The 18298-nt window shown below is 56.7% G+C and carries 22 protein-coding genes, 1 tRNA gene and 1 pseudogene; 16 read left to right on the top strand and 8 right to left on the bottom strand.

What is annotated here, in order from left to right:
- Positions 1-18: 18 nt before the first annotated feature.
- Positions 19-1047, top strand: a complete 1029-nt coding sequence (locus PS14A_RS09050) for a nucleoside hydrolase (protein WP_212615816.1) — start codon at positions 19-21, stop codon at positions 1045-1047.
- A gap of 33 nt (positions 1048-1080) precedes the next feature.
- Here the strand turns inward: PS14A_RS09050 and PS14A_RS09055 are convergent, their stop codons facing one another.
- The gene (locus PS14A_RS09055; RefSeq protein ID WP_130911081.1) at positions 1081-1281 is read right to left on the bottom strand and encodes a hypothetical protein; all 201 of its coding nucleotides are present in this window, start codon (positions 1279-1281) and stop codon (positions 1081-1083) included.
- A 131-nt stretch (positions 1282-1412) separates the two neighbouring features.
- Here PS14A_RS09055 and PS14A_RS09060 point away from each other — a divergent pair, with 131 nt between their 5' ends.
- The gene (locus PS14A_RS09060; protein WP_130911082.1) at positions 1413-1715 is read left to right on the top strand and encodes a hypothetical protein; all 303 of its coding nucleotides are present in this window, start codon (positions 1413-1415) and stop codon (positions 1713-1715) included.
- Positions 1716-1881: 166 nt separating this feature from the next.
- Positions 1882-2199, top strand: a complete 318-nt coding sequence (locus PS14A_RS09065; RefSeq protein ID WP_130902656.1) for an I78 family peptidase inhibitor — start codon at positions 1882-1884, stop codon at positions 2197-2199.
- A gap of 64 nt (positions 2200-2263) precedes the next feature.
- Here PS14A_RS09065 and PS14A_RS09070 read toward each other — a convergent pair whose 3' ends face one another.
- Positions 2264-2476: a cold-shock protein gene (locus tag PS14A_RS09070; protein ID WP_003179963.1), complete on the bottom strand. Its 213-nt coding sequence runs from the start codon at positions 2474-2476 to the stop codon at positions 2264-2266.
- Positions 2477-2766: 290 nt separating this feature from the next.
- Positions 2767-3069 (bottom strand): hypothetical protein, encoded by a 303-nt coding sequence (locus PS14A_RS09075; protein WP_130899498.1) that lies wholly within the window; start codon positions 3067-3069, stop codon positions 2767-2769.
- Positions 3070-3439: 370 nt separating this feature from the next.
- Here PS14A_RS09075 and thrS point away from each other — a divergent pair, with 370 nt between their 5' ends.
- The 9 genes from thrS (at position 3440) to PS14A_RS09120 (ending at position 10892) form a co-directional block, all read left to right on the top strand.
- A complete protein-coding gene (gene thrS / locus PS14A_RS09080; protein WP_024012407.1) occupies positions 3440-5362 on the top strand; it encodes a threonine--tRNA ligase in 1923 nt (640 codons plus the stop codon).
- Positions 5362-5913, top strand: a complete 552-nt coding sequence (infC, locus tag PS14A_RS09085) for a translation initiation factor IF-3 (protein WP_169432615.1) — start codon at positions 5362-5364, stop codon at positions 5911-5913. Before thrS ends, infC begins: the two co-directional genes overlap by 1 nt.
- A gap of 60 nt (positions 5914-5973) precedes the next feature.
- Entirely contained in the window at positions 5974-6168 is a 195-nt protein-coding gene (gene rpmI / locus PS14A_RS09090) for a 50S ribosomal protein L35 (protein ID WP_002553160.1), read from the top strand.
- Between the two features lie 27 nt (positions 6169-6195).
- Positions 6196-6552 carry a 50S ribosomal protein L20 gene (gene rplT, locus PS14A_RS09095; RefSeq protein ID WP_002553161.1) on the top strand — a complete coding sequence of 119 codons (357 nt, stop codon included), beginning with the start codon at positions 6196-6198 and terminating at the stop codon, positions 6550-6552.
- A gap of 109 nt (positions 6553-6661) precedes the next feature.
- On the top strand, positions 6662-7678 hold the full coding sequence (pheS, locus tag PS14A_RS09100) for a phenylalanine--tRNA ligase subunit alpha (protein ID WP_003226365.1): 1017 nt from the start codon (positions 6662-6664) through the stop codon (positions 7676-7678).
- A gap of 26 nt (positions 7679-7704) precedes the next feature.
- Positions 7705-10083 (top strand): phenylalanine--tRNA ligase subunit beta, encoded by a 2379-nt coding sequence (gene pheT, locus PS14A_RS09105; protein ID WP_212615817.1) that lies wholly within the window; start codon positions 7705-7707, stop codon positions 10081-10083.
- A gap of 3 nt (positions 10084-10086) precedes the next feature.
- The gene (gene ihfA, locus PS14A_RS09110; protein WP_002553164.1) at positions 10087-10389 is read left to right on the top strand and encodes an integration host factor subunit alpha; all 303 of its coding nucleotides are present in this window, start codon (positions 10087-10089) and stop codon (positions 10387-10389) included.
- On the top strand, positions 10370-10726 hold the full coding sequence (locus tag PS14A_RS09115) for a MerR family transcriptional regulator (protein ID WP_003179985.1): 357 nt from the start codon (positions 10370-10372) through the stop codon (positions 10724-10726). Before ihfA ends, PS14A_RS09115 begins: the two co-directional genes overlap by 20 nt.
- Positions 10727-10815: 89 nt before the next feature.
- Positions 10816-10892, top strand: a tRNA-Pro gene (locus PS14A_RS09120).
- Positions 10893-11739: 847 nt separating this feature from the next.
- Here the strand turns inward: PS14A_RS09120 and PS14A_RS26595 are convergent.
- Both PS14A_RS26595 and rtcR read right to left on the bottom strand, forming a co-directional pair.
- Positions 11740-11934 (bottom strand): hypothetical protein, encoded by a 195-nt coding sequence (locus tag PS14A_RS26595; protein ID WP_249121244.1) that lies wholly within the window; start codon positions 11932-11934, stop codon positions 11740-11742.
- A gap of 42 nt (positions 11935-11976) precedes the next feature.
- Positions 11977-13337, bottom strand: a pseudogene (rtcR, locus tag PS14A_RS09125) (RNA repair transcriptional activator RtcR); the annotation flags it as partial.
- A gap of 195 nt (positions 13338-13532) precedes the next feature.
- On the opposite strand from rtcR, the gene PS14A_RS09130 reads away from it, so the two are divergent.
- The 3 genes from PS14A_RS09130 to PS14A_RS09140 all read left to right on the top strand — a co-directional run bounded on the left by PS14A_RS09130 (position 13533) and on the right by PS14A_RS09140 (position 16417).
- The gene (locus PS14A_RS09130; RefSeq protein WP_212615819.1) at positions 13533-14759 is read left to right on the top strand and encodes an RtcB family protein; all 1227 of its coding nucleotides are present in this window, start codon (positions 13533-13535) and stop codon (positions 14757-14759) included.
- Between the two features lie 172 nt (positions 14760-14931).
- Positions 14932-15957 (top strand): RNA 3'-terminal phosphate cyclase, encoded by a 1026-nt coding sequence (gene rtcA / locus PS14A_RS09135; RefSeq protein WP_137215727.1) that lies wholly within the window; start codon positions 14932-14934, stop codon positions 15955-15957.
- 172 nt (positions 15958-16129) lie between these two features.
- Positions 16130-16417, top strand: coding sequence for a hypothetical protein (locus PS14A_RS09140; protein ID WP_137215726.1), 288 nt, complete (start codon positions 16130-16132; stop codon positions 16415-16417).
- Positions 16418-16497: 80 nt separating this feature from the next.
- Here the strand turns inward: PS14A_RS09140 and PS14A_RS09145 are convergent, their stop codons facing one another.
- Complete coding sequence (locus PS14A_RS09145; protein ID WP_016774063.1) at positions 16498-16713, bottom strand: hypothetical protein; 216 nt, start codon at positions 16711-16713, stop codon at positions 16498-16500.
- A gap of 127 nt (positions 16714-16840) precedes the next feature.
- Positions 16841-17116, bottom strand: coding sequence for a hypothetical protein (locus tag PS14A_RS09150; protein ID WP_130911099.1), 276 nt, complete (start codon positions 17114-17116; stop codon positions 16841-16843).
- A gap of 185 nt (positions 17117-17301) precedes the next feature.
- Between PS14A_RS09150 and PS14A_RS09155 the strand changes: the two genes are divergently transcribed.
- Positions 17302-17631, top strand: coding sequence for a hypothetical protein (locus PS14A_RS09155; protein WP_137215725.1), 330 nt, complete (start codon positions 17302-17304; stop codon positions 17629-17631).
- Between the two features lie 61 nt (positions 17632-17692).
- Here the strand turns inward: PS14A_RS09155 and PS14A_RS09160 are convergent, their stop codons facing one another.
- Complete coding sequence (locus tag PS14A_RS09160) at positions 17693-18295, bottom strand: hypothetical protein (protein WP_241669541.1); 603 nt, start codon at positions 18293-18295, stop codon at positions 17693-17695.
- Between the last annotated feature and the right edge of the window lie 3 nt (positions 18296-18298).

Raw genomic sequence — 18298 nt, forward strand, 5'->3', positions numbered from 1 at the left:
CTGCACAAGGAATGCGCTATGCAACGCTATGCTGAAAAACTCCATCAACTGCTTCGGGGGCTGCTGATTTTGTCCGTGATTACTGCGACCAGCGCACAGGCGGCGGAAAAGATCGACCTGATCATCGACACCGATCCAGGCGCTGACGACGTGGTCGCCTTGCTCTTTGCCCTGGCTTCGCCGGATGAATTGAATATCCGTGCCTTGACCACCGTCGCGGGCAATGTGCGCCTGGACAAGACCTCGCGCAACGCGCGGCTGGCTCGCGAATGGGCAGGGCGCGAAGACGTGCCGGTTTACGCTGGCGCACCGAGGCCGCTGATGCGCACGCCGATCTACGCCGAGAATATTCATGGCAAGGAAGGCCTGTCGGGCGTGACGGTTCACGAACCGAAGAAAGGCCTGGCGAAAGGCAATGCGGTCAATTATCTGATCGACACCCTTAAATCCGCCAAACCGCACAGCATCACTATCGCCATGCTCGGCCCGCAGACCAACCTGGCTCTGGCGTTGATCCAGGAACCGGAAATCGTTCAGGGCATCAAGGAAGTGGTGATCATGGGCGGGGCGCATTTCAACGGTGGCAACATTACCCCCGTCGCTGAATTCAACCTGTTCGCTGATCCGCAGGCTGCCGAGGTGGTGCTCAAGAGCGGGGTGAAACTCACCTATCTGCCGCTGGACGTGACCCACAAGATCCTGACCAGCGATGCACGCCTGAAGCAGATCGCCGCGCTGAACAACAATGCGAGCAAAATCGTCGGCGACATTCTCAACGAATACATCAAGGGCGATATGGAGCACTACGGCATTCCCGGCGGCCCGGTGCATGACGCGACCGTTGTGGCATACCTGCTCAAGCCTGAGCTGTTCACCGGCCGTGCGGTCAACGTCGTGGTGGATAGCCGTGAAGGACCGACATTCGGCCAGACCATCGTTGACTGGTACGACGGTTTGAAAGCACCGAAGAACGCGTTCTGGGTCGAAAATGGCGATGCCCAGGGATTCTTTGACCTGCTGACCGAGCGCTTGAAGCGTCTGAAATAAGTCGTCAACCCGCAGGCTGTTGTCTGCGGGTTTTCACTGTGCCTGTTCAGCCTGACCGATCGGATAGCGTTCGAATACCTGATTGATGAAATGTTGCGCCGCTTCTATTCCCAACTCCTTGACCAGTAAATCGATGCCGATCAACGCCAGTTCTTCCGTCGTGCCGGGGCTGTAAGAGCTGTGTCCTTCGGCCCATCTGGCGTTGATGGCGGCGTCGATGCTTACACTGGTCATGAGGAGGCTCGAAAGGTCAGGATGTCTGTTTTTCGAGTTAACCATTTTGCGCGGCGTTTGGCACTGCGACTTAGGCATGAGCGGAGTGCTATGCGACACTTGGTCTTTTCCGGCTTGCCAAGGACCCTGTTGTGCACATCGATCTGAATAGCCCTGACGGCCTCACACTCGAAGCAGTGCGCCAATTGCTCGCCTCGGCCAGTGACGACGTACACAACCAATTGCGCGTGACCAAAGACGGCATCGCCTATCTGTCCACCGTGACCGGTGGGCAGGATATCGACGGTCTTCTTTTTCGCCTGGAAACCTGGGCAAAAGGCTCCGGCTATGTGGGTAACGTCGCAGCCAGCGATGAAGTCTGGGTGATGCAGATTTACAACGCGCTCAGGGACAACTGGCCGAATCCGCCTTATGACTACATCGACGTTTATTGATGTCGTTAATATTCAGTCACGATTGTTTGCTGAGTCGCTGCGCGCAGCTCAGGCACACTCGGCATTTTTCCGCTCGTGGGCCAGGGCATGGCTTGAGCCTTGAAACCAAACGCCGCATTGGCGGTCGCACGATCTCTGCTTAAACATTTGAAAACAAGGAGGCTTCATGCCTTTGAAGTTCGCGACACTGGGTGCACTTATGGCCGCTGCGCTATTGGCTGGTTGCAGCACAACCTCCAGCGAGTCGGCAAAGGAGCCCGTGGCGGCTGAATCGGGAAGCAGCCGCTGCGAAGCATCGGCAGCGCAATTCGCCATCGGCAAGAAGGCATCCCCTGAATTGCTGGATCAGGCACGTGCCAAGGCTGGGGCGCAAAATGCGCGCTTCCTCAAGCCAAACGACATGATCACCCTGGAATACCGCTCCGATCGCCTGAATCTGAACACCGACAACAACCTGGTGGTTACCCGCGTCAATTGCGGCTGAACACTTTGTCCAAGACATAAAAAACCCCGTCACTTGGACGGGGTTTTTTTAGTGCGCCGAGAAATTACTCTGGGCGAACCTGTGCAGCTTGCATACCCTTTTGGCCTTTCTCAGCCACGAAAGAGACGGTCTGGCCTTCTTTCAGGCTTTTGAAACCGTCGGATTCGATAGCTTTGAAGTGTACGAACAGGTCGTCACCGCCACCTTGAGGAGTGATGAAGCCGAAGCCTTTTTCATCGTTGAACCATTTAACGGTGCCGGTTTGGCGATTAGACATGGTGTATCTCCAAGAAACATATATTTTCAGTAGTACTGTGCTGCTCAGGCCAACTGGGCACACCCGGGTATCATAGTCGAAATGTTCGCTTTGGTAGCCCCCCGGACGTGCTGTTTGCCAATCAGTCGTGTTTTCTTTACCACCCGTTTCTGCTGAAAGCCCCGGTTTGAAAGGCTTTCAGCGAAACGTAAAGACGATAAAAAAACCTGTAAAACCTGCATAAATCGTCTGAAAAGGCTCATTTCCAGCACTTTTTTCCGCCTTTCAGCCGATGTTAATACCCGGTTTTATTATTTTTTCGGGGCGGTATTTGCCTTGCATTTGGCGATCTGGCCAAGGGCTTTCTGTTGCAATTCAGGAGTCGCCTTGTTGTCCATCAGCGCCTGAATGTCGCTGGCCGGATAGGACTTGATGGCGTCAGCTCCGCAAGCGCAGTGGGATTTCGCCGCTGCAGCACCGATTTGCTGGGTCGCAGCCTGAGTGCACTGGGCCATGTACTTTTCGCGCTCGCCTTTCGGCCAGTCGGCATGGGCGCTCAGTGGCAGCAGCAGAACGACGGGGGCGACGATGGCGAATAAGCTTTTCAGACGCATGCGAGGATGCTCCTTGTGGGTCAATGTCTTGTTATCTGAGGGCGCAAGGGCCGATCAAGTTCAGCACTCTGGCATAAAATCGGACATTTCGCCTTCTGCCAAATCAGGGCGTGAGCGACCGCTCATCTGTGCTAGCATGCCGGGCTCAAGCGTTCTCAGGCTTCGGATGACCTTCAGTCCCGAGGCGGTCGGCGTGCGAATTTTTTCGATTTGAATCCCAGTCACTCTGGTTCGGTTTTCCGGTTGGCCGCAAGGCTCCTGCCGCTGTAAGGCAGGCGTTCGTCATTGAATGGCCTGGATCGGATCTTGTACTGGCTCATCCCAACCCACGTGACCTTTGGTAGGGGTCACCACTAGGAGAGGAGGCGCCATGCCAACTATTACTCTTCCCGACGGCAGTCAACGTTCATTCGATCACCCGGTTTCCGTAGCCGAGGTCGCCGCATCCATTGGTGCAGGTCTGGCCAAGGCGACGCTCGCGGGCAAGGTCAATGGCCAACTGGTCGACGCCAGCGACATCATCAGCAGCGACGCGACCCTGCAAATCATTACGCCAAAGGATGAAGAGGGGCTGGAGATCATTCGCCACTCTTGCGCGCATCTGGTTGGCCATGCGGTCAAGCAGCTGTACCCGACCGCGAAGATGGTCATCGGCCCGGTCATCGACGAAGGCTTCTATTACGACATCGCCTACGAGCGTCCTTTTACGCCGGAAGACATGGCGGCCATCGAACAGCGCATGCAACAGCTGATCGAGAAGGATTACGACGTCATCAAGAAAGTCACTCCGCGCGCCGAAGTGATCGAAGTGTTCAAGGCCCGTGGCGAGGACTACAAGCTGCGCCTGGTCGAAGACATGCCGAACGAGCAGGCCATGGGTCTGTACTATCACGAAGAATACGTCGACATGTGCCGCGGTCCGCACGTGCCGAACACGCGTTTCCTGAAATCCTTCAAGCTGACCAAGCTGTCGGGCGCCTACTGGCGTGGCGACGCCAAGAACGAGCAGTTGCAGCGCGTCTACGGCACCGCCTGGGCTGACAAGAAACAGCTGGCGGCGTACATCCAGCGCATCGAAGAAGCCGAGAAGCGCGATCACCGCAAGATCGGCAAGCGCCTGGGCCTGTTCCATACCCAGGAAGAATCCCCGGGCATGGTGTTCTGGCACCCGAATGGCTGGACTCTGTACCAGGTGCTCGAGCAGTACATGCGCAAGATCCAGCGCGACAACGGCTACCTTGAGATCAAGACTCCTCAAGTCGTCGACCGCAGCCTGTGGGAGAAATCCGGGCACTGGGCCAACTATGCCGACAACATGTTCACCACTCAGTCGGAAAACCGCGACTACGCCATCAAGCCGATGAACTGCCCGTGCCACGTGCAGGTGTTCAATCAGGGCCTGAAAAGCTACCGCGAGTTGCCGATGCGTCTGGCCGAGTTCGGTGCCTGCCACCGTAACGAACCGTCGGGTGCGTTGCACGGCATCATGCGTGTGCGAGCGTTCACCCAGGACGACGCGCACATTTTCTGCACCGAAGAGCAGATGCAGGCCGAGTCCGCTGCGTTCATCAAGCTGACCATGGACGTCTATCGCGATTTCGGCTTTACCGAAGTCGAGATGAAACTGTCCACTCGTCCGGAAAAACGCGTCGGCTCCGATGAGCTGTGGGATCGCGCTGAAGCAGCATTGGCTGCAGCCCTTGATTCTGCTGGCCTGCCGTACGATCTGCAGCCGGGCGAGGGTGCTTTCTACGGGCCGAAGATCGAGTTCTCGCTGAAAGATTGTCTCGGTCGCGTCTGGCAGTGTGGTACCTTGCAGCTCGATTTTAACCTGCCTGTCCGTTTGGGCGCTGAATACGTCTCTGAAGACAACAGCCGCAAACACCCTGTGATGTTGCACCGCGCGATCCTCGGTTCTTTCGAGCGTTTCGTCGGGATTCTGATCGAGCACTACGAAGGTGCTTTCCCTGCGTGGCTCGCGCCGACCCAGGCGGTGATCATGAATATCACTGATAAACAGGCAGATTTTGTTGCAGAGGTTGAAAAAACTCTCAACGAAAGCGGATTTCGTGCCAAGTCCGACTTGAGAAATGAAAAGATCGGCTTTAAAATCCGCGAGCATACTTTGCTCAAGGTTCCCTATCTTTTGGTTATCGGAGATAAGGAAGTCGAGATGCAGACTGTCGCTGTGCGTACTCGTGAAGGTGCTGACCTGGGCTCGATGCCCGTCGCCCAGTTCGCTGAGTTTCTCGCGCAAGCGGTTTCCCGGCGTGGTCGCCCAGATTCGGAGTAATTATTATTAAGCGTGAAATGAGACAAGATAAACGAGCTGCACCGAAAGCCCCGATCAACGAGAATATCTCGGCACGCGAGGTTCGGTTAATTGGCGCTGATGGCGAGCAGATTGGCATCGTCTCGATTGATGAAGCGCTTCGTATCGCTGAAGAAGCAAAGCTTGATCTGGTGGAAATTTCCGCAGACGCAGTCCCGCCTGTTTGCCGGGTGATGGACTACGGCAAGTCGATCTTCGAGAAGAAGAAGCAGATTGCCGCGGCAAAGAAAAACCAGAAGCAGATTCAGGTTAAAGAAATCAAGTTTCGTCCAGGGACGGAGGAAGGGGATTACCAGGTAAAACTGCGCAACCTGGTACGTTTCCTGAGTGACGGGGACAGGGCCAAGGTATCCTTGCGATTCCGCGGCCGTGAGATGGCCCACCAGGAGCTGGGGATGGAACTCCTCAAGCGGGTTGAACAAGACCTGCTCGAGTACGGTTCGGTCGAACAGCATCCTAAGATGGAAGGACGCCAGCTGATCATGGTCATCGCCCCGAAAAAGAAGAAGTAATCAACAGGGCACGGCAGGCCTTCTGATTATGTTTATCAACTGAATGCGGAGTATCCGAACATGCCAAAAATGAAAACCAAAAGTGGTGCTGCCAAGCGGTTTCTGAAAACTGCTAACGGCATCAAGCACAAGCACGCTTTCAAGAGCCACATCCTGACTAAAATGTCGACCAAGCGTAAGCGTCAACTGCGCGGTAGCAGCTTGCTGCATCCGTCTGACGTGGCAAAAGTCGAGCGCATGCTGCGCCTTCGTTAATTTAGTCAAGAATAGAGGAAGTAACTCATGGCTCGTGTAAAGCGTGGCGTCATTGCCCGTAAGCGTCACAAAAAAATTCTGAAACTTGCTAAAGGCTACTACGGCGCACGCTCCCGCGTATTCCGTGTTGCCAAGCAAGCGGTAATCAAGGCAGGCCAGTACGCCTACCGTGACCGTCGTCAGAAAAAACGTCAGTTCCGCGCTCTGTGGATCGCTCGTATCAACGCTGGTGCTCGTGTTAACGGTCTGTCCTACAGCCGTTTCATCGCTGGCCTGAAAAAAGCGTCCATCGAGATCGACCGTAAGGTTCTGGCTGATCTGGCAGTGAACGAAAAAGCGGCGTTTGCTGCGATTGTCGAGAAAGCTAAAGCCACCTTGGCTTAAGTACCCCCGACAGTCACCCGGCCTCACCTCTGTGGGGCCAGGTGTTAAACGTCATAAATAGGGGAAGAGCCTTCAAGCTCTTCCCCTATTTTGTATCTGGAGTCTGTACATGGAAAACCTGGATGCGCTGGTCTCTCAAGCACTAGAGGCTGTGCAAAGCGCTGAAGATATCAATGCCCTGGAGCAAATCCGGGTTCAATACCTTGGCAAGAAGGGCGAATTGACTCAGGTGATGAAGACCCTGGGGAATCTGCCGGCAGAAGAGCGTCCGCAAGTCGGCGCGCTGATCAACGTTGCCAAGGAACGTGTTACAGGCGTTCTCAATGCGCGCATGGCATTGTTTGAAGAAGCCGAACTGGCTGCCAAACTGTCTGCCGAATCCATCGACGTGACGTTGCCGGGCCGTGGCCAGACCTCTGGCGGTCTGCATCCGGTCACCCGGACTCTGGAGCGCGTCGAGCAGTTCTTCACCCGCATTGGCTACGGCATCGCCGAAGGCCCTGAGGTCGAAGACGACTACCACAACTTTGAAGCGCTCAACATCCCAGGCCATCACCCGGCCCGGTCGATGCATGACACCTTCTATTTCAATGCCAACATGTTGCTGCGCACCCATACCTCGCCCGTCCAGGTCCGCACCATGGAATCCAAGCAGCCGCCGATCCGCATCGTCTGCCCGGGCCGCGTCTATCGCAGCGACTCCGATATCACCCATTCGCCGATGTTCCACCAGGTCGAAGGCCTGCTGGTCGATCGCGATATCAATTTTGCCGATCTCAAAGGCACCATCGAAGAATTCCTGCGGGTGTTCTTCGAGAAAGAACTGGCCGTGCGTTTCCGTCCTTCGTACTTCCCGTTCACCGAGCCATCCGCTGAAGTCGATATGGAATGCGTGATGTGCAGCGGCAAAGGCTGCCGCGTCTGCAAGCAGACTGGCTGGCTGGAAGTGATGGGCTGCGGCATGGTTCACCCGAACGTGCTGCGCATGTCTGGCATCGACCCGGAAGAGTTCTCCGGCTTTGCCTTCGGCATGGGCGTCGAGCGTCTGGCCATGCTCCGTTACGGCGTGAACGACTTGCGTCTGTTCTTCGACAACGACTTGCGGTTCCTCGCGCAATTTCGCTAGTCGTAACGAATTCTTAGGAGAGCAGGATGAAATTCAGTGAACAATGGCTGCGTGGCTGGGTTAGCCCGCAGGTAGATCGCGACGAGCTGGTTGCCCGTCTGTCGATGGCCGGTCTTGAGGTCGATAGCGTTACTCCGGCCGCCGGCGTATTCAGTGGTGTGGTGGTGGGTGAGGTGCTGAGCACCGAGCAACATCCGGACGCCGACAAGTTGCGCGTGTGCCAGGTCAGCAATGGCGCGGAAACCTTCCAGGTCGTGTGCGGTGCGCCAAATGTGCGCCCGGGCCTGAAGATTCCGTTCGCCATGATCGGTGCCGAACTGCCGGGCGACTTCAAGATCAAGAAGGCCAAGCTGCGTGGCATCGAGTCCAACGGCATGCTGTGCTCGCAGGCCGAGCTGCAGGTCGGTGAAGGCAATGACGGTCTGATGGAGCTGCCCGCTGATGCGCCGGTGGGCGAAGATTTCCGCGTGTATCTGGATCTGGAAGACGCCAGCATCGAGGTCGACCTGACCCCGAACCGTGGCGACTGCCTGTCCCTGGCCGGTCTGGCCCGTGAAGTCGGCGCGCTGTACGCCGTGCCGGTAACTCGTCCTGTGGTGGCTGCGGTTGCAGCGGTGCACGACGAAGTGCGTTCGGTTGAAGTGCTGGCGCCAGCCGCCTGCCCACGTTATCTGGGCCGGGTCATCCGTAACGTCGACCTGTCCAAGCCGACGCCGCTATGGATGGTTGAACGTCTGCGTCGCGCCGATGTGCGCAGCATCGACGCTGCGGTCGACATTACCAACTATGTGATGCTGGAGCTCGGCCAACCGCTGCACGCTTTCGATCTCGCCGAAATCAATGGCGGTATTCGCGTGCGTATGGCTGAAGAGGGCGAGAAGCTGGTTCTGCTCGACGGTCAGGAAGTCAGCCTGCGTAGCGATACGCTGGTCATCGCTGACCACACTCGTGCACTGGCGATCGCCGGCGTCATGGGTGGCGAGCACAGCGGTGTTTCCGCGACCACGCGCGATGTGTTCCTGGAATCTGCGTTCTTTGATCAGATTGCTGTTGCCGGCAAGGCACGTTCCTACGGCTTGCACACCGACGCTTCGCATCGCTACGAGCGTGGCGTTGACTTCCAGCTGGCCCGTGAAGCCATGGAGCGCGCCACTGGCCTGCTGCTGGAAATCACTGGTGGCGAAGCTGGCCCGATCATCGAGACCGTCAGCGAGCAACACCTGCCATCGATTGCACCGATCACTTTGCGTGCTCAGCGCATCGCGCAGATGCTCGGCATGGAGATGGATTCGGCACAGGTCGAGCGTCTGCTCAGTGCCTTGGGCCTGAGCATTACCGCTGACGGCGAAGGTCAATGGCGCGTTGAAGTGCCAAGCCATCGCTTCGATATCAGTCTGGAAGTCGACCTGATCGAAGAGCTGGCTCGTCTGTACGGTTACAACCGTCTGCCGGTTCGCTACCCGCAAGCGCGTCTGGCGCCACAAGCCAAGGCCGAAGCGCGTAGCGATCTGCCTGAGTTGCGCCGTTTGCTGGTTGCTCGTGGTTATCAGGAAGCGATCACTTACAGCTTCATCGATCCGCGTCAGTTCGAACTGTTCAATCCAGGCGTCGAGCCGCTGTTGCTGGCCAACCCGATCTCCAATGATATGGCAGCCATGCGCTCGTCGCTGTGGCCAGGTCTGGTCAAAGCGCTGCAGCACAACCTCAATCGTCAGCAGGATCGCGTGCGTCTGTTCGAGAGCGGCCTGCGCTTCGTTGGTCAGCTTGAAGGCTTGAAGCAAGAGCCGATGCTGTCCGGGGTTGTCTGCGGTAGCCGCTTGCCGGAAGGCTGGGCGCAGGGTCGCGACACCGTCGACTTCTTCGACGTCAAGGCTGACGTGGAAGCGGTATTGGGTTTTGCTGGTGCCTTGGATTCGTTCACCTTTGCTCCGAGCAAACACCCGGCGCTGCATCCGGGTCAGACCGCGCGCATCGAGCGTGAAGGTCGCGAAGTAGGCTTCATTGGTGCGATCCACCCAGAATTGTCGAAGGCTTTGGGGCTGGATCGTCCGGTGTTCGTCTTCGAGCTGGTTCTGGCGGAAGTGGCGCTCGGTAAAATGCCGAAATTCCACGAGTTGTCGCGCTTTCCTGAAGTGCGTCGTGACCTTGCACTGATCGCGCACAAAGATGTCGCGGCCTCGGCTGTACTGGACGTAATCCGTGAAAATGCAGGCGAATGGCTCACAGAGCTCAGGCTGTTTGACGTGTATCAGGGTAAAGGTATTGATCCTGATAGAAAAAGCCTTGCAGTTGGCTTGACCTGGCAGCATCCATCGCGCACTCTTAATGACGATGAGGTGAATTCGACGACGCAAAATATCCTCACCTCGCTCGAACAAAGGTTGAACGCCACGTTAAGGAAGTGACGTATGGGGGCTTTGACGAAAGCTGAGATGGCGGAACGTCTGTATGAAGAGCTGGGCCTGAACAAGCGGGAAGCCAAGGAATTGGTAGAACTGTTTTTCGAGGAAATCAGGCACGCTCTTGAAGACAACGAGCAGGTCAAATTGTCCGGTTTCGGCAATTTCGACCTTCGGGACAAACGCCAGCGGCCTGGCCGCAACCCGAAAACGGGGGAAGAAATCCCGATCACGGCTCGCCGTGTGGTCACCTTTCGTCCAGGGCAGAAGTTGAAGGCCCGAGTTGAGGCTTATGCTGGAACCAAGTCATAACGACGAACTACCCGTCATCCCGGGCAAACGCTACTTCACCATTGGTGAAGTCAGCGAGCTGTGTGCCGTAAAGCCACACGTGCTGCGCTACTGGGAGCAGGAGTTTCCTCAGCTCAACCCCGTCAAACGCCGCGGGAACCGCCGGTATTATCAGCGCCAGGACGTGCTGATGATCCGGCAGATCCGCGCGCTCCTTTACGATCAGGGTTTCACCATCGGCGGCGCACGTCTGCGCCTGTCTGGCGATGAAGCCAAAGACGATACCACCCAGTACAAACAGATGATTCGGCAGATGATTGCCGAATTGGAAGATGTCCTGGTGGTGCTCAAGAAATAAAAAGCGGCGTTTGAATACTTCCAGTTTTCAAAAGCTTGCGATATATTCTTGAGCGTTCTTCGAGGTGAAGAACGGGATGCAACATCAGTCGGGGCGTAGCGCAGTCCGGTAGCGCACTAGCATGGGGTGCTAGGGGTCGAGTGTTCGAATCACTCCGTCCCGACCATATTTTCAATGACTTAGGCCAAAGTTCACAGCATTGGCCTTTTTCATGTGTGTGAGATTTGCGGGGCTACTCGATCACGCCTGCGACTCGCATCACCAAGTGTTTGGGTTAGTCAGAATGTCCGCTCGTCGAGCCAATAGCACTCTCTGTGCGCCGATCTCCTCTCACTTATTAAGCGCAGCCCCTGCGCCACTGACGGGAGAAAGTGATGATCGACGACAACAATGGCCCTGAAGCGCCATATCCGGGACCAAGTGAGCAAAACCCTGACACTGGCGAGGGCCATGATTCCGGCCTGGAGCAAGCTGACTCTGAGCCAAAGCAAGGTACCGACGAACGACCAGAGGACTGGAATCCGCCACCCGGGAACCCTGGCTCTGATCAAGATGCGCAAACGGGTCGCGACAACGGCGGCGCGAAATAGACGCATTGAATTCATATCGTGTACGAGACCCGGCCATCGCGCCGGGTTATTTATTGCCACCGAATCCGCTATCAACGTAGCCGGGATGTATATGGAGACGGTCATCTGGGTTCCAAGGGCGAAGCCGAGCGGCGCCGGCGCCTGAATGATTGATCCAGGCGCCGGCAACAAGCATGTTTACTCGACGATGCAGATCCAGCGGTGGTTGTATCGGTACGGCGCGCGAGTGAAATGAACATCTGAAACCATCTTCATTCCGCGCTCTTGAAGCGCTTCGGTCAGTTGTACGAGTGTCTCTGCCTGGATAGTCATTGCTGTCACCTCGTCAGATTTACTGCGTTCATAATTCTTGACCGAGGGATCAGGCGGCTAATTCATTTTTTCTACGGTATTCATTGACGGGGTGTGAGCATGAATGTCGCCTTACTTTGTGCTCGCTACCTCGCCCCATTCAAGTCCGAACCGCCCCAAGTACTTTCTCAAACGATCTGCATCATTGGGTTGCGCCTTGGCCTGCCGGGAAACACCGAACAGCTGTCGGCCGGCGTCGGACAGGCTGTCCGCCTGCTGGCACACCTCAATGACAGCCTTCAACTGCAAGCGGTCGAACAAGTCCATGCTCTCTCCATCTCCCGGCAAATCAGCTGCAGAGGGTTGCGCCAAGCTCCACGCATACCGCAATCGATCGATCTCATCATCTACCTGCGCTTCATCGATGCGGCCGCTGTCGCCAAAGTCGCCATCCGCGTAATCGATGCGGACAGTTCGCGAAAGTTGCCCAGCCAGGCTGCTTCGCGTGAGCTGGCAAAAGCCAGGTAGCGTCGGCGTGCCTCGAGATTGAAACGCACCCGCTCACCCTGTTCGCGAGCATGGCGTTCCAGTTCGAAGTCGATGTTTGGCTCGATATCCTCGCGGCGGCCGGCGAGGCCGGGCAGGTCGAATGTCCAGAGGTTGATCCGTGCGTACAGGTCCTCGCGAAAAAGGCCTTCGGCGACCCGGCTGCGCAGGTCGCGGTGGGTGCCGGCGATGATCAAAAAATCGCTCTCGATCTCCCTGTCCGAGCCCAGCGGGAAGAAGCGTTTCTCTTCGATTGCCTTTAACAGCATCGCTTGTTCGTCTGCGCCGAGCTCGCCGATTTCATCGAGAAACAACATCCCGCCATCGGCGGCGCGCAGCAGGCCATCGCGTGAGTTCTGCGCGCCGGTGAAAGCGCCTTTGACGTGGCCGAACAAGGCCGACATCGCGCCGTCGCCACGCAAAGTGGCGCAGTTGACTTCGACAAAGCGTCCCTGCATTTGATGACGGTTACGTTTGAGTTCGTAGATGCGTCGAGCCAGGAAGGATTTGCCGGCGCCGGTCGGGCCGATCAGCAGCATGGGGGCTTTGGAGCGCAGCGCAACGCGCTCGATCTGTTCAATGGAGCGGTTGAAGGCCGGGTTGCGCGTGGCAATGCCGGACTTGAGAAATTCCAGGCCTTCGAGACGTTTGCTGGCGAAGCGTGAAGCAATCCGATCATAGCGCGACAGATCGAGATCGATCAGCGCATGAGTGCCGCAGGCGGGCTCGTTCTCGCTCTTGCGCTTGGCAGGGGAGGTCTGGATCAGTCGGGCCGGCAGATAGCGCGCCTCGGTGAGCAGGAACCAGCAGATCTGTGCGACATGGGTGCCGGTGGTGATGTGGACGAGGTAATCCTCGTGCTCGGTGTCAAAATTGTACGCAGTGGTGAAGTCGTGCAGGGCGCCGTACACCTCCTCGAAATCCCAAGGGTTGCGCAGCGACATTGGATGCAGGCGCACTTCGGTGCTCGGAGAAATCTGCTGGATGTCCGCTCGGACACGCTCGGCGAGGCTGACGTCGCGCGCGTCGAGGCCGTGAATCAATTCAAGCCGATGGATAGGGAGGTCTGTTTGTTGGCACAGGCCTACGCTTGGTCGCCAATAATTCCAACGGCTGGCACCTTTGCCGACACGATCCAGGGTGGCTCCGATAAATCCGATGGCGACCGTGCGTTTGTTGGGCATGCTTATCTCATAAGATAAATGACGATATGCAATGATAATTTTGCTGGTTGGATTTGTCTTCCATGGATTATCGAGACTCGTCGCATCAGATATAAAAGCTATTAAAATCAAAAAGATAGCAGAAACAACCATAGCCGCATCCAAAGCTGGCACAGCGGCTGCAGTGCTGATGGAAACGAACATGGACACCAAGATATGAAAGACCAAACCTATCAGCTTCTCGAAGTCGCCAATGGCAAACCCATCAAACTCTGGACCGAAGGCGTTCCGGTTGAAAACGAAGCCCGCGCACAGTTGATGAACACGGCAAAAATGCCGTTCATCTTCAAGCATCTGGCGGTGATGCCCGATGTGCACTTGGGCAAGGGCTCGACAATTGGCAGCGTGATTCCAACGGTCGGCGCGATCATTCCCGCAGCGGTGGGCGTCGACATCGGTTGCGGCATGATCGCTGCGCGTACGTCGCTGACAGCCGCGGATCTGCCGGACAACCTGCATGGACTGCGCAGCGCCATCGAGCAAGCGGTGCCGCACGGCCGCAGTTCGACTCGTTCGCGGCGAGACAAAGGCGCGTGGGATGAGATTCCTCAGCAAGCCGATCAGGCCTGGGCGGGGTTGCAGCCGCGTTTCAAACTGATCACCGACAAGTATCCGAAACTGGCCAACACCAACAACCGTGGGCATTTGGGTACGCTTGGCAGCGGCAACCACTTCATTGAAGTGTGCCTCGATGAAGCCAATCGGGTCTGGTTCATGTTGCACAGTGGCTCGCGGGGTGTCGGCAACGCCATCGGCAACCTGTTCATCCAGATGGCCCAAGCCGATATGCGTCAGCACATCGCCAACCTGCCAGACCGTGACCTGGCCTACTTCGAAGAAGGCAGCCGACATTTTGATGACTACGTGGAGGCGGTGGGCTGGGCGCAGGATTTTGCCAGACAGAACCGTGAACTGATGATGCGCGCAGTGATTCAGGCTACGCGGCAGATCATCCGCAAACCTTTCGAGGTCGCGCTGGAAGCGGTCAACTGCCATCACAACTACGTGCAGAAGGAGCGGCATTTTGGCCAAGACGTGCTGATTACCCGCAAAGGCGCGGTGTCAGCGAAGAAGGGCGAGCTGGGCATTATTCCGGGCTCGATGGGGGCGAAGAGTTTCATTGTGCGCGGTCTGGGCAACGAAGAATCGTTCAGTTCCTGCAGTCATGGCGCCGGGCGCACCATGAGCCGCACGAAGGCCAAGAATACCTTCACCGTCGCCGATCAGATTCGCGCCACCGCCCACGTGGAATGCCGCAAGGACGAAGCGGTGATTGACGAAATTCCGATGGCCTACAAGGACATCGACAAAGTCATGCACGCCCAGCGCGAGCTGGTGGAAGTGCTGCATACCCTGCGTCAGGTGGTGTGCGTTAAAGGATAACGACTGCCGTGCTGGATAGGGCATTTGGAACCTCCGTCGTCCGGCACTGCACCGTTTCATCGCGGCTGAGCTGGACCGCAAAGTCCTGACATTACTCAGAGCTCAGCAAGATTCGTGACGGCAGTATCGGTACCTCAGGGATATCGTCGGGCTGTATGCATAAGGATTGGCAATGAAAGAAATAATTGAACTGGACGGCGCCATTGGTGGCGGTCAGGTGTTGCGCAGTGCGCTGAGCCTGTCGATGGTGACAGGCCGGGCGTTTCGTATTAAACAGATCCGCGCCAGACGCAGCCGTCCGGGATTGCTGCGTCAACATCTGACAGCCGTGATGGCGGCGGCCGAGGTTTGCGGCGCACAGATATCGGGTGCGCACTTGGGTTCACAGGCTTTGAGCTTCGAACCGCGCGAAATTCGTGCCGGCGATTTCAGGTTCGCCATCGGCACGGCCGGCAGTTGCACGCTGGTGTTACAGACTTTGTTGCCAGCCCTGTTGCAGGCGCCTCAAACCAGTCGGGTGACGATCTCCGGTGGCACGCACAATCCGCTGGCACCGCCGACGGATTTCCTCTCGCGCAGTTGGCTACCGCTGCTGCGGCGCATGGGCGGCAATGTCGAGCTGGAGTTGCTGCGTCATGGTTTCGTACCGGCTGGCGGTGGCGAGATTGCCGTGACGGTGCAGCCGTCGCGCCTGACGCGACTGGATGTGTGTGAGCGCGGCGAGGCGATTTCACGGCAGGCTCTGGCGCTGACTGCCGGACTTGCGCCTACCGTCGCTCAGCGAGAACTGAGCCAAGTGGCCAAGCGGTTGAACTGGCTTGCGGAGACGCTGCAAGCGGTGACGCTTGATCCGGCACGCGGCCCGGGCAATGTGTTATTGCTGGAGTACGTTTTCGAACACGTCACTGAAGTGTTCAGCGCATTTGGCCAAGTGTCGTTACGCGCTGAGAAAGTAGCGGATGCCGCGATCAATCAGGCTGCTGACTGGCTGCGTAGTGGTGCTGCGGTCGCTGAGCACTTGGCCGATCAGTTGCTGTTGCCGATGGCGCTGGCCGGCGGTGGATCGTTCACCACGCCGCGCATGACTGATCATTTGCGCAGCAACATTGAAGTCATCCAGATGTTTTTGCCCGTCCGTATCGATTGCCAGGAGGAGGGCAGTGATCGCTTGCGTATAGCAGTTTTACAAACTCATTAGCAGCGACCTGCGATCCCGAAGGCAGTCGCAAAACTTCACTGAGAGCGCCGCTAGCCTTGAGCCATTAGCACATCCGACCTAATTGCCCCTGTTCCGGCTCGACCTTAAAGTCCTGTCGCTTGGCAGCTGACTGTCAAATTTTCCGGTACAAAATCAAAAAGGTCGATCTGCAATGAATTCATCAAGGACTATTCCGGTTCTCGCTTTAATCGCAACACTGGTCCTCGCGGTCACGGGATGCCAGACCGTGAAGCCGGGGGAGAGTGATCTCAAGAATCGCGCACAGACCTCCATCGGCAAACCCGTGATCAAGGTTTCCAACATCCGCAGCGACTTCAATACAACGTTCTACACCGCTCAAACCGAAAGTGGCGAATATACCTGCGAATTGCCGAGCGGTCCGATGGTAGCCCTGGGTTCCATGGGCATGGGACTGGGCGCTCAGTGCACCAAACAATGACCAGCCAGTCTCTTCGCCGCTAAAAAAAGGCCAATGTCGATGACATTGGCCTTTCCTCTTTAACGAATACTCGGCGCAGATCAGTTGGTTTTCGAGTTCAACTTGCGCAGTTCTTCATAGGTCGCCGATTGCACGAACCAGAAGCCGGAGACGATGCACCAGCCCAGGGTGCCGCCTACGAACATACCGAGACCCGAGAGAAAGCTCTGGCTCATCATGAAGAGGGAAACGATCAGGATGACCGCCAGTGCGATGTAGAGAACGATGTTGTTGACGCCGATGACGAAATCTTTCATTTGCATTCCTTGGATGTATTTTCCTCTGGCCGCCCTCTATGGCGGCCAGTGCGCGCATCATATTGATATCACCCGGTGTTGCGCTAGTTTCGGTGTCGGATTTTCGTTACCAAAAGCGAATCCACTCTTACTGAGCGGGTTTTTTATCCAGGTCGTTGGAATCGCTCGACGTCGCGGCATCCTTTTCTGTCTCATGCGGCTGGGAGCCTGCGTTGGCGCCTGACGACTCTTCGCCTTTCTTGTTCGCCTTCTCATCATGATCGCGAGAGCTTTCTGCATGATTGACGCCGGGCAGGGCGGTGGCGGGGGTGGCGGCGCCCGCCGTGGATTCGGCTGCCGAAACGTGAATTGGGCCGATCAGGCACAGGCTGAAAAACGACAAGGCGAAAATTTTCTTGTTCATCACGTGGGCCTTCTGCGAGGTGGAATGTACAGCGTTGGATAGGCCTGTCTGGCGAAGGTGCGCGGTACTGGACGAACGGCGAATTTCACCCTGATGAAAAAATCCTGACAGCAGGCAAATTGCTGGCCCCCAGAGACATTTCGCCCCGGCAAAATCGCCTTTTTTCAAAAGGTTAGGTTGGCTATATGCGGACGATTGTCATCACCGTTGCGATGCTTTCCCTGGCTTTGATCGCTTCGGGAGTGCAGGCAAAAGAGTTAAGCAAGGGCCATCGCTTTGCCTGCGCTTGGGGCTCGGATATTGCTGCCGGTGCGCAGCAATCCAAGCTGTCCGGAGTCTCGCTGTATGGCGCGCGCAAGCAATTGCAGGTTCGCCGGTTCCAGCAACCCTGGATGCGTATGACCGCGATGGGAATTACCGAGCAGACCTATAACAGCAGTTCGAAACTCAAACCGGCAGCGGTCAAGCAGACCTATTACGAACAGTGCGTACGCCACGAGTTGGCACGGCGATAAGCCAAGAAGCCCAACCTGACTGGTTGGTCTTTTTTGTGTTTTTTGAACGGTGGCGAAATATTCAGTCGACGATCACGCGTTCGTTGTCGTCGTCACTCAAACATATGGTCAACTGCTGGCCGTCTTTGGTGAACGCACAATGCGGCAGTGACATCTGCCTGGCGACATAAATGGGCACGCCAATAAATACTGTCGATATGAGAATCGCCGTGGCTGATCTGCCGATCATTGCCCAAAGTGTAGGCGCGCCTTTGTTTTGCTTGTTAAGCCTGGAACGCAAAAACAGGCCGAGCCCGAATAACACCGCACCGATCAGCATCGCACTGCCGATCTCGTGAGGGCTGATGCTGTAGATGCGCTGTTCCGCGTCGTCGGGATAGTTGATTTGCCACCAGACGCCGATGGCCAACGGCATAAGGCCGGCGAGTATGCAGGCATGAATCGCGCCTGGTATGCGCACCAGCATGGCCAATAACAAAGCTACAGTGGCGGCGACCCAGCCACTGGCGAACAGCTGGCCGCCCATTCCCCCCATGAAGGTACCACCGACGTCGATTGGGGTGAGGAGATTCCAGTCATAGAAAGCGATGTGCAGCAGCAGTGAGAGAACAGCAAGCCAGCAAATCGGGTAGTAAATCCATTGGGCATTGGGGCGGGTTAACACACT

The organism is Pseudomonas sp. 14A (assembly GCF_018132745.1).
Lineage (GTDB): Bacteria > Pseudomonadota > Gammaproteobacteria > Pseudomonadales > Pseudomonadaceae > Aquipseudomonas > Aquipseudomonas mercuritolerans.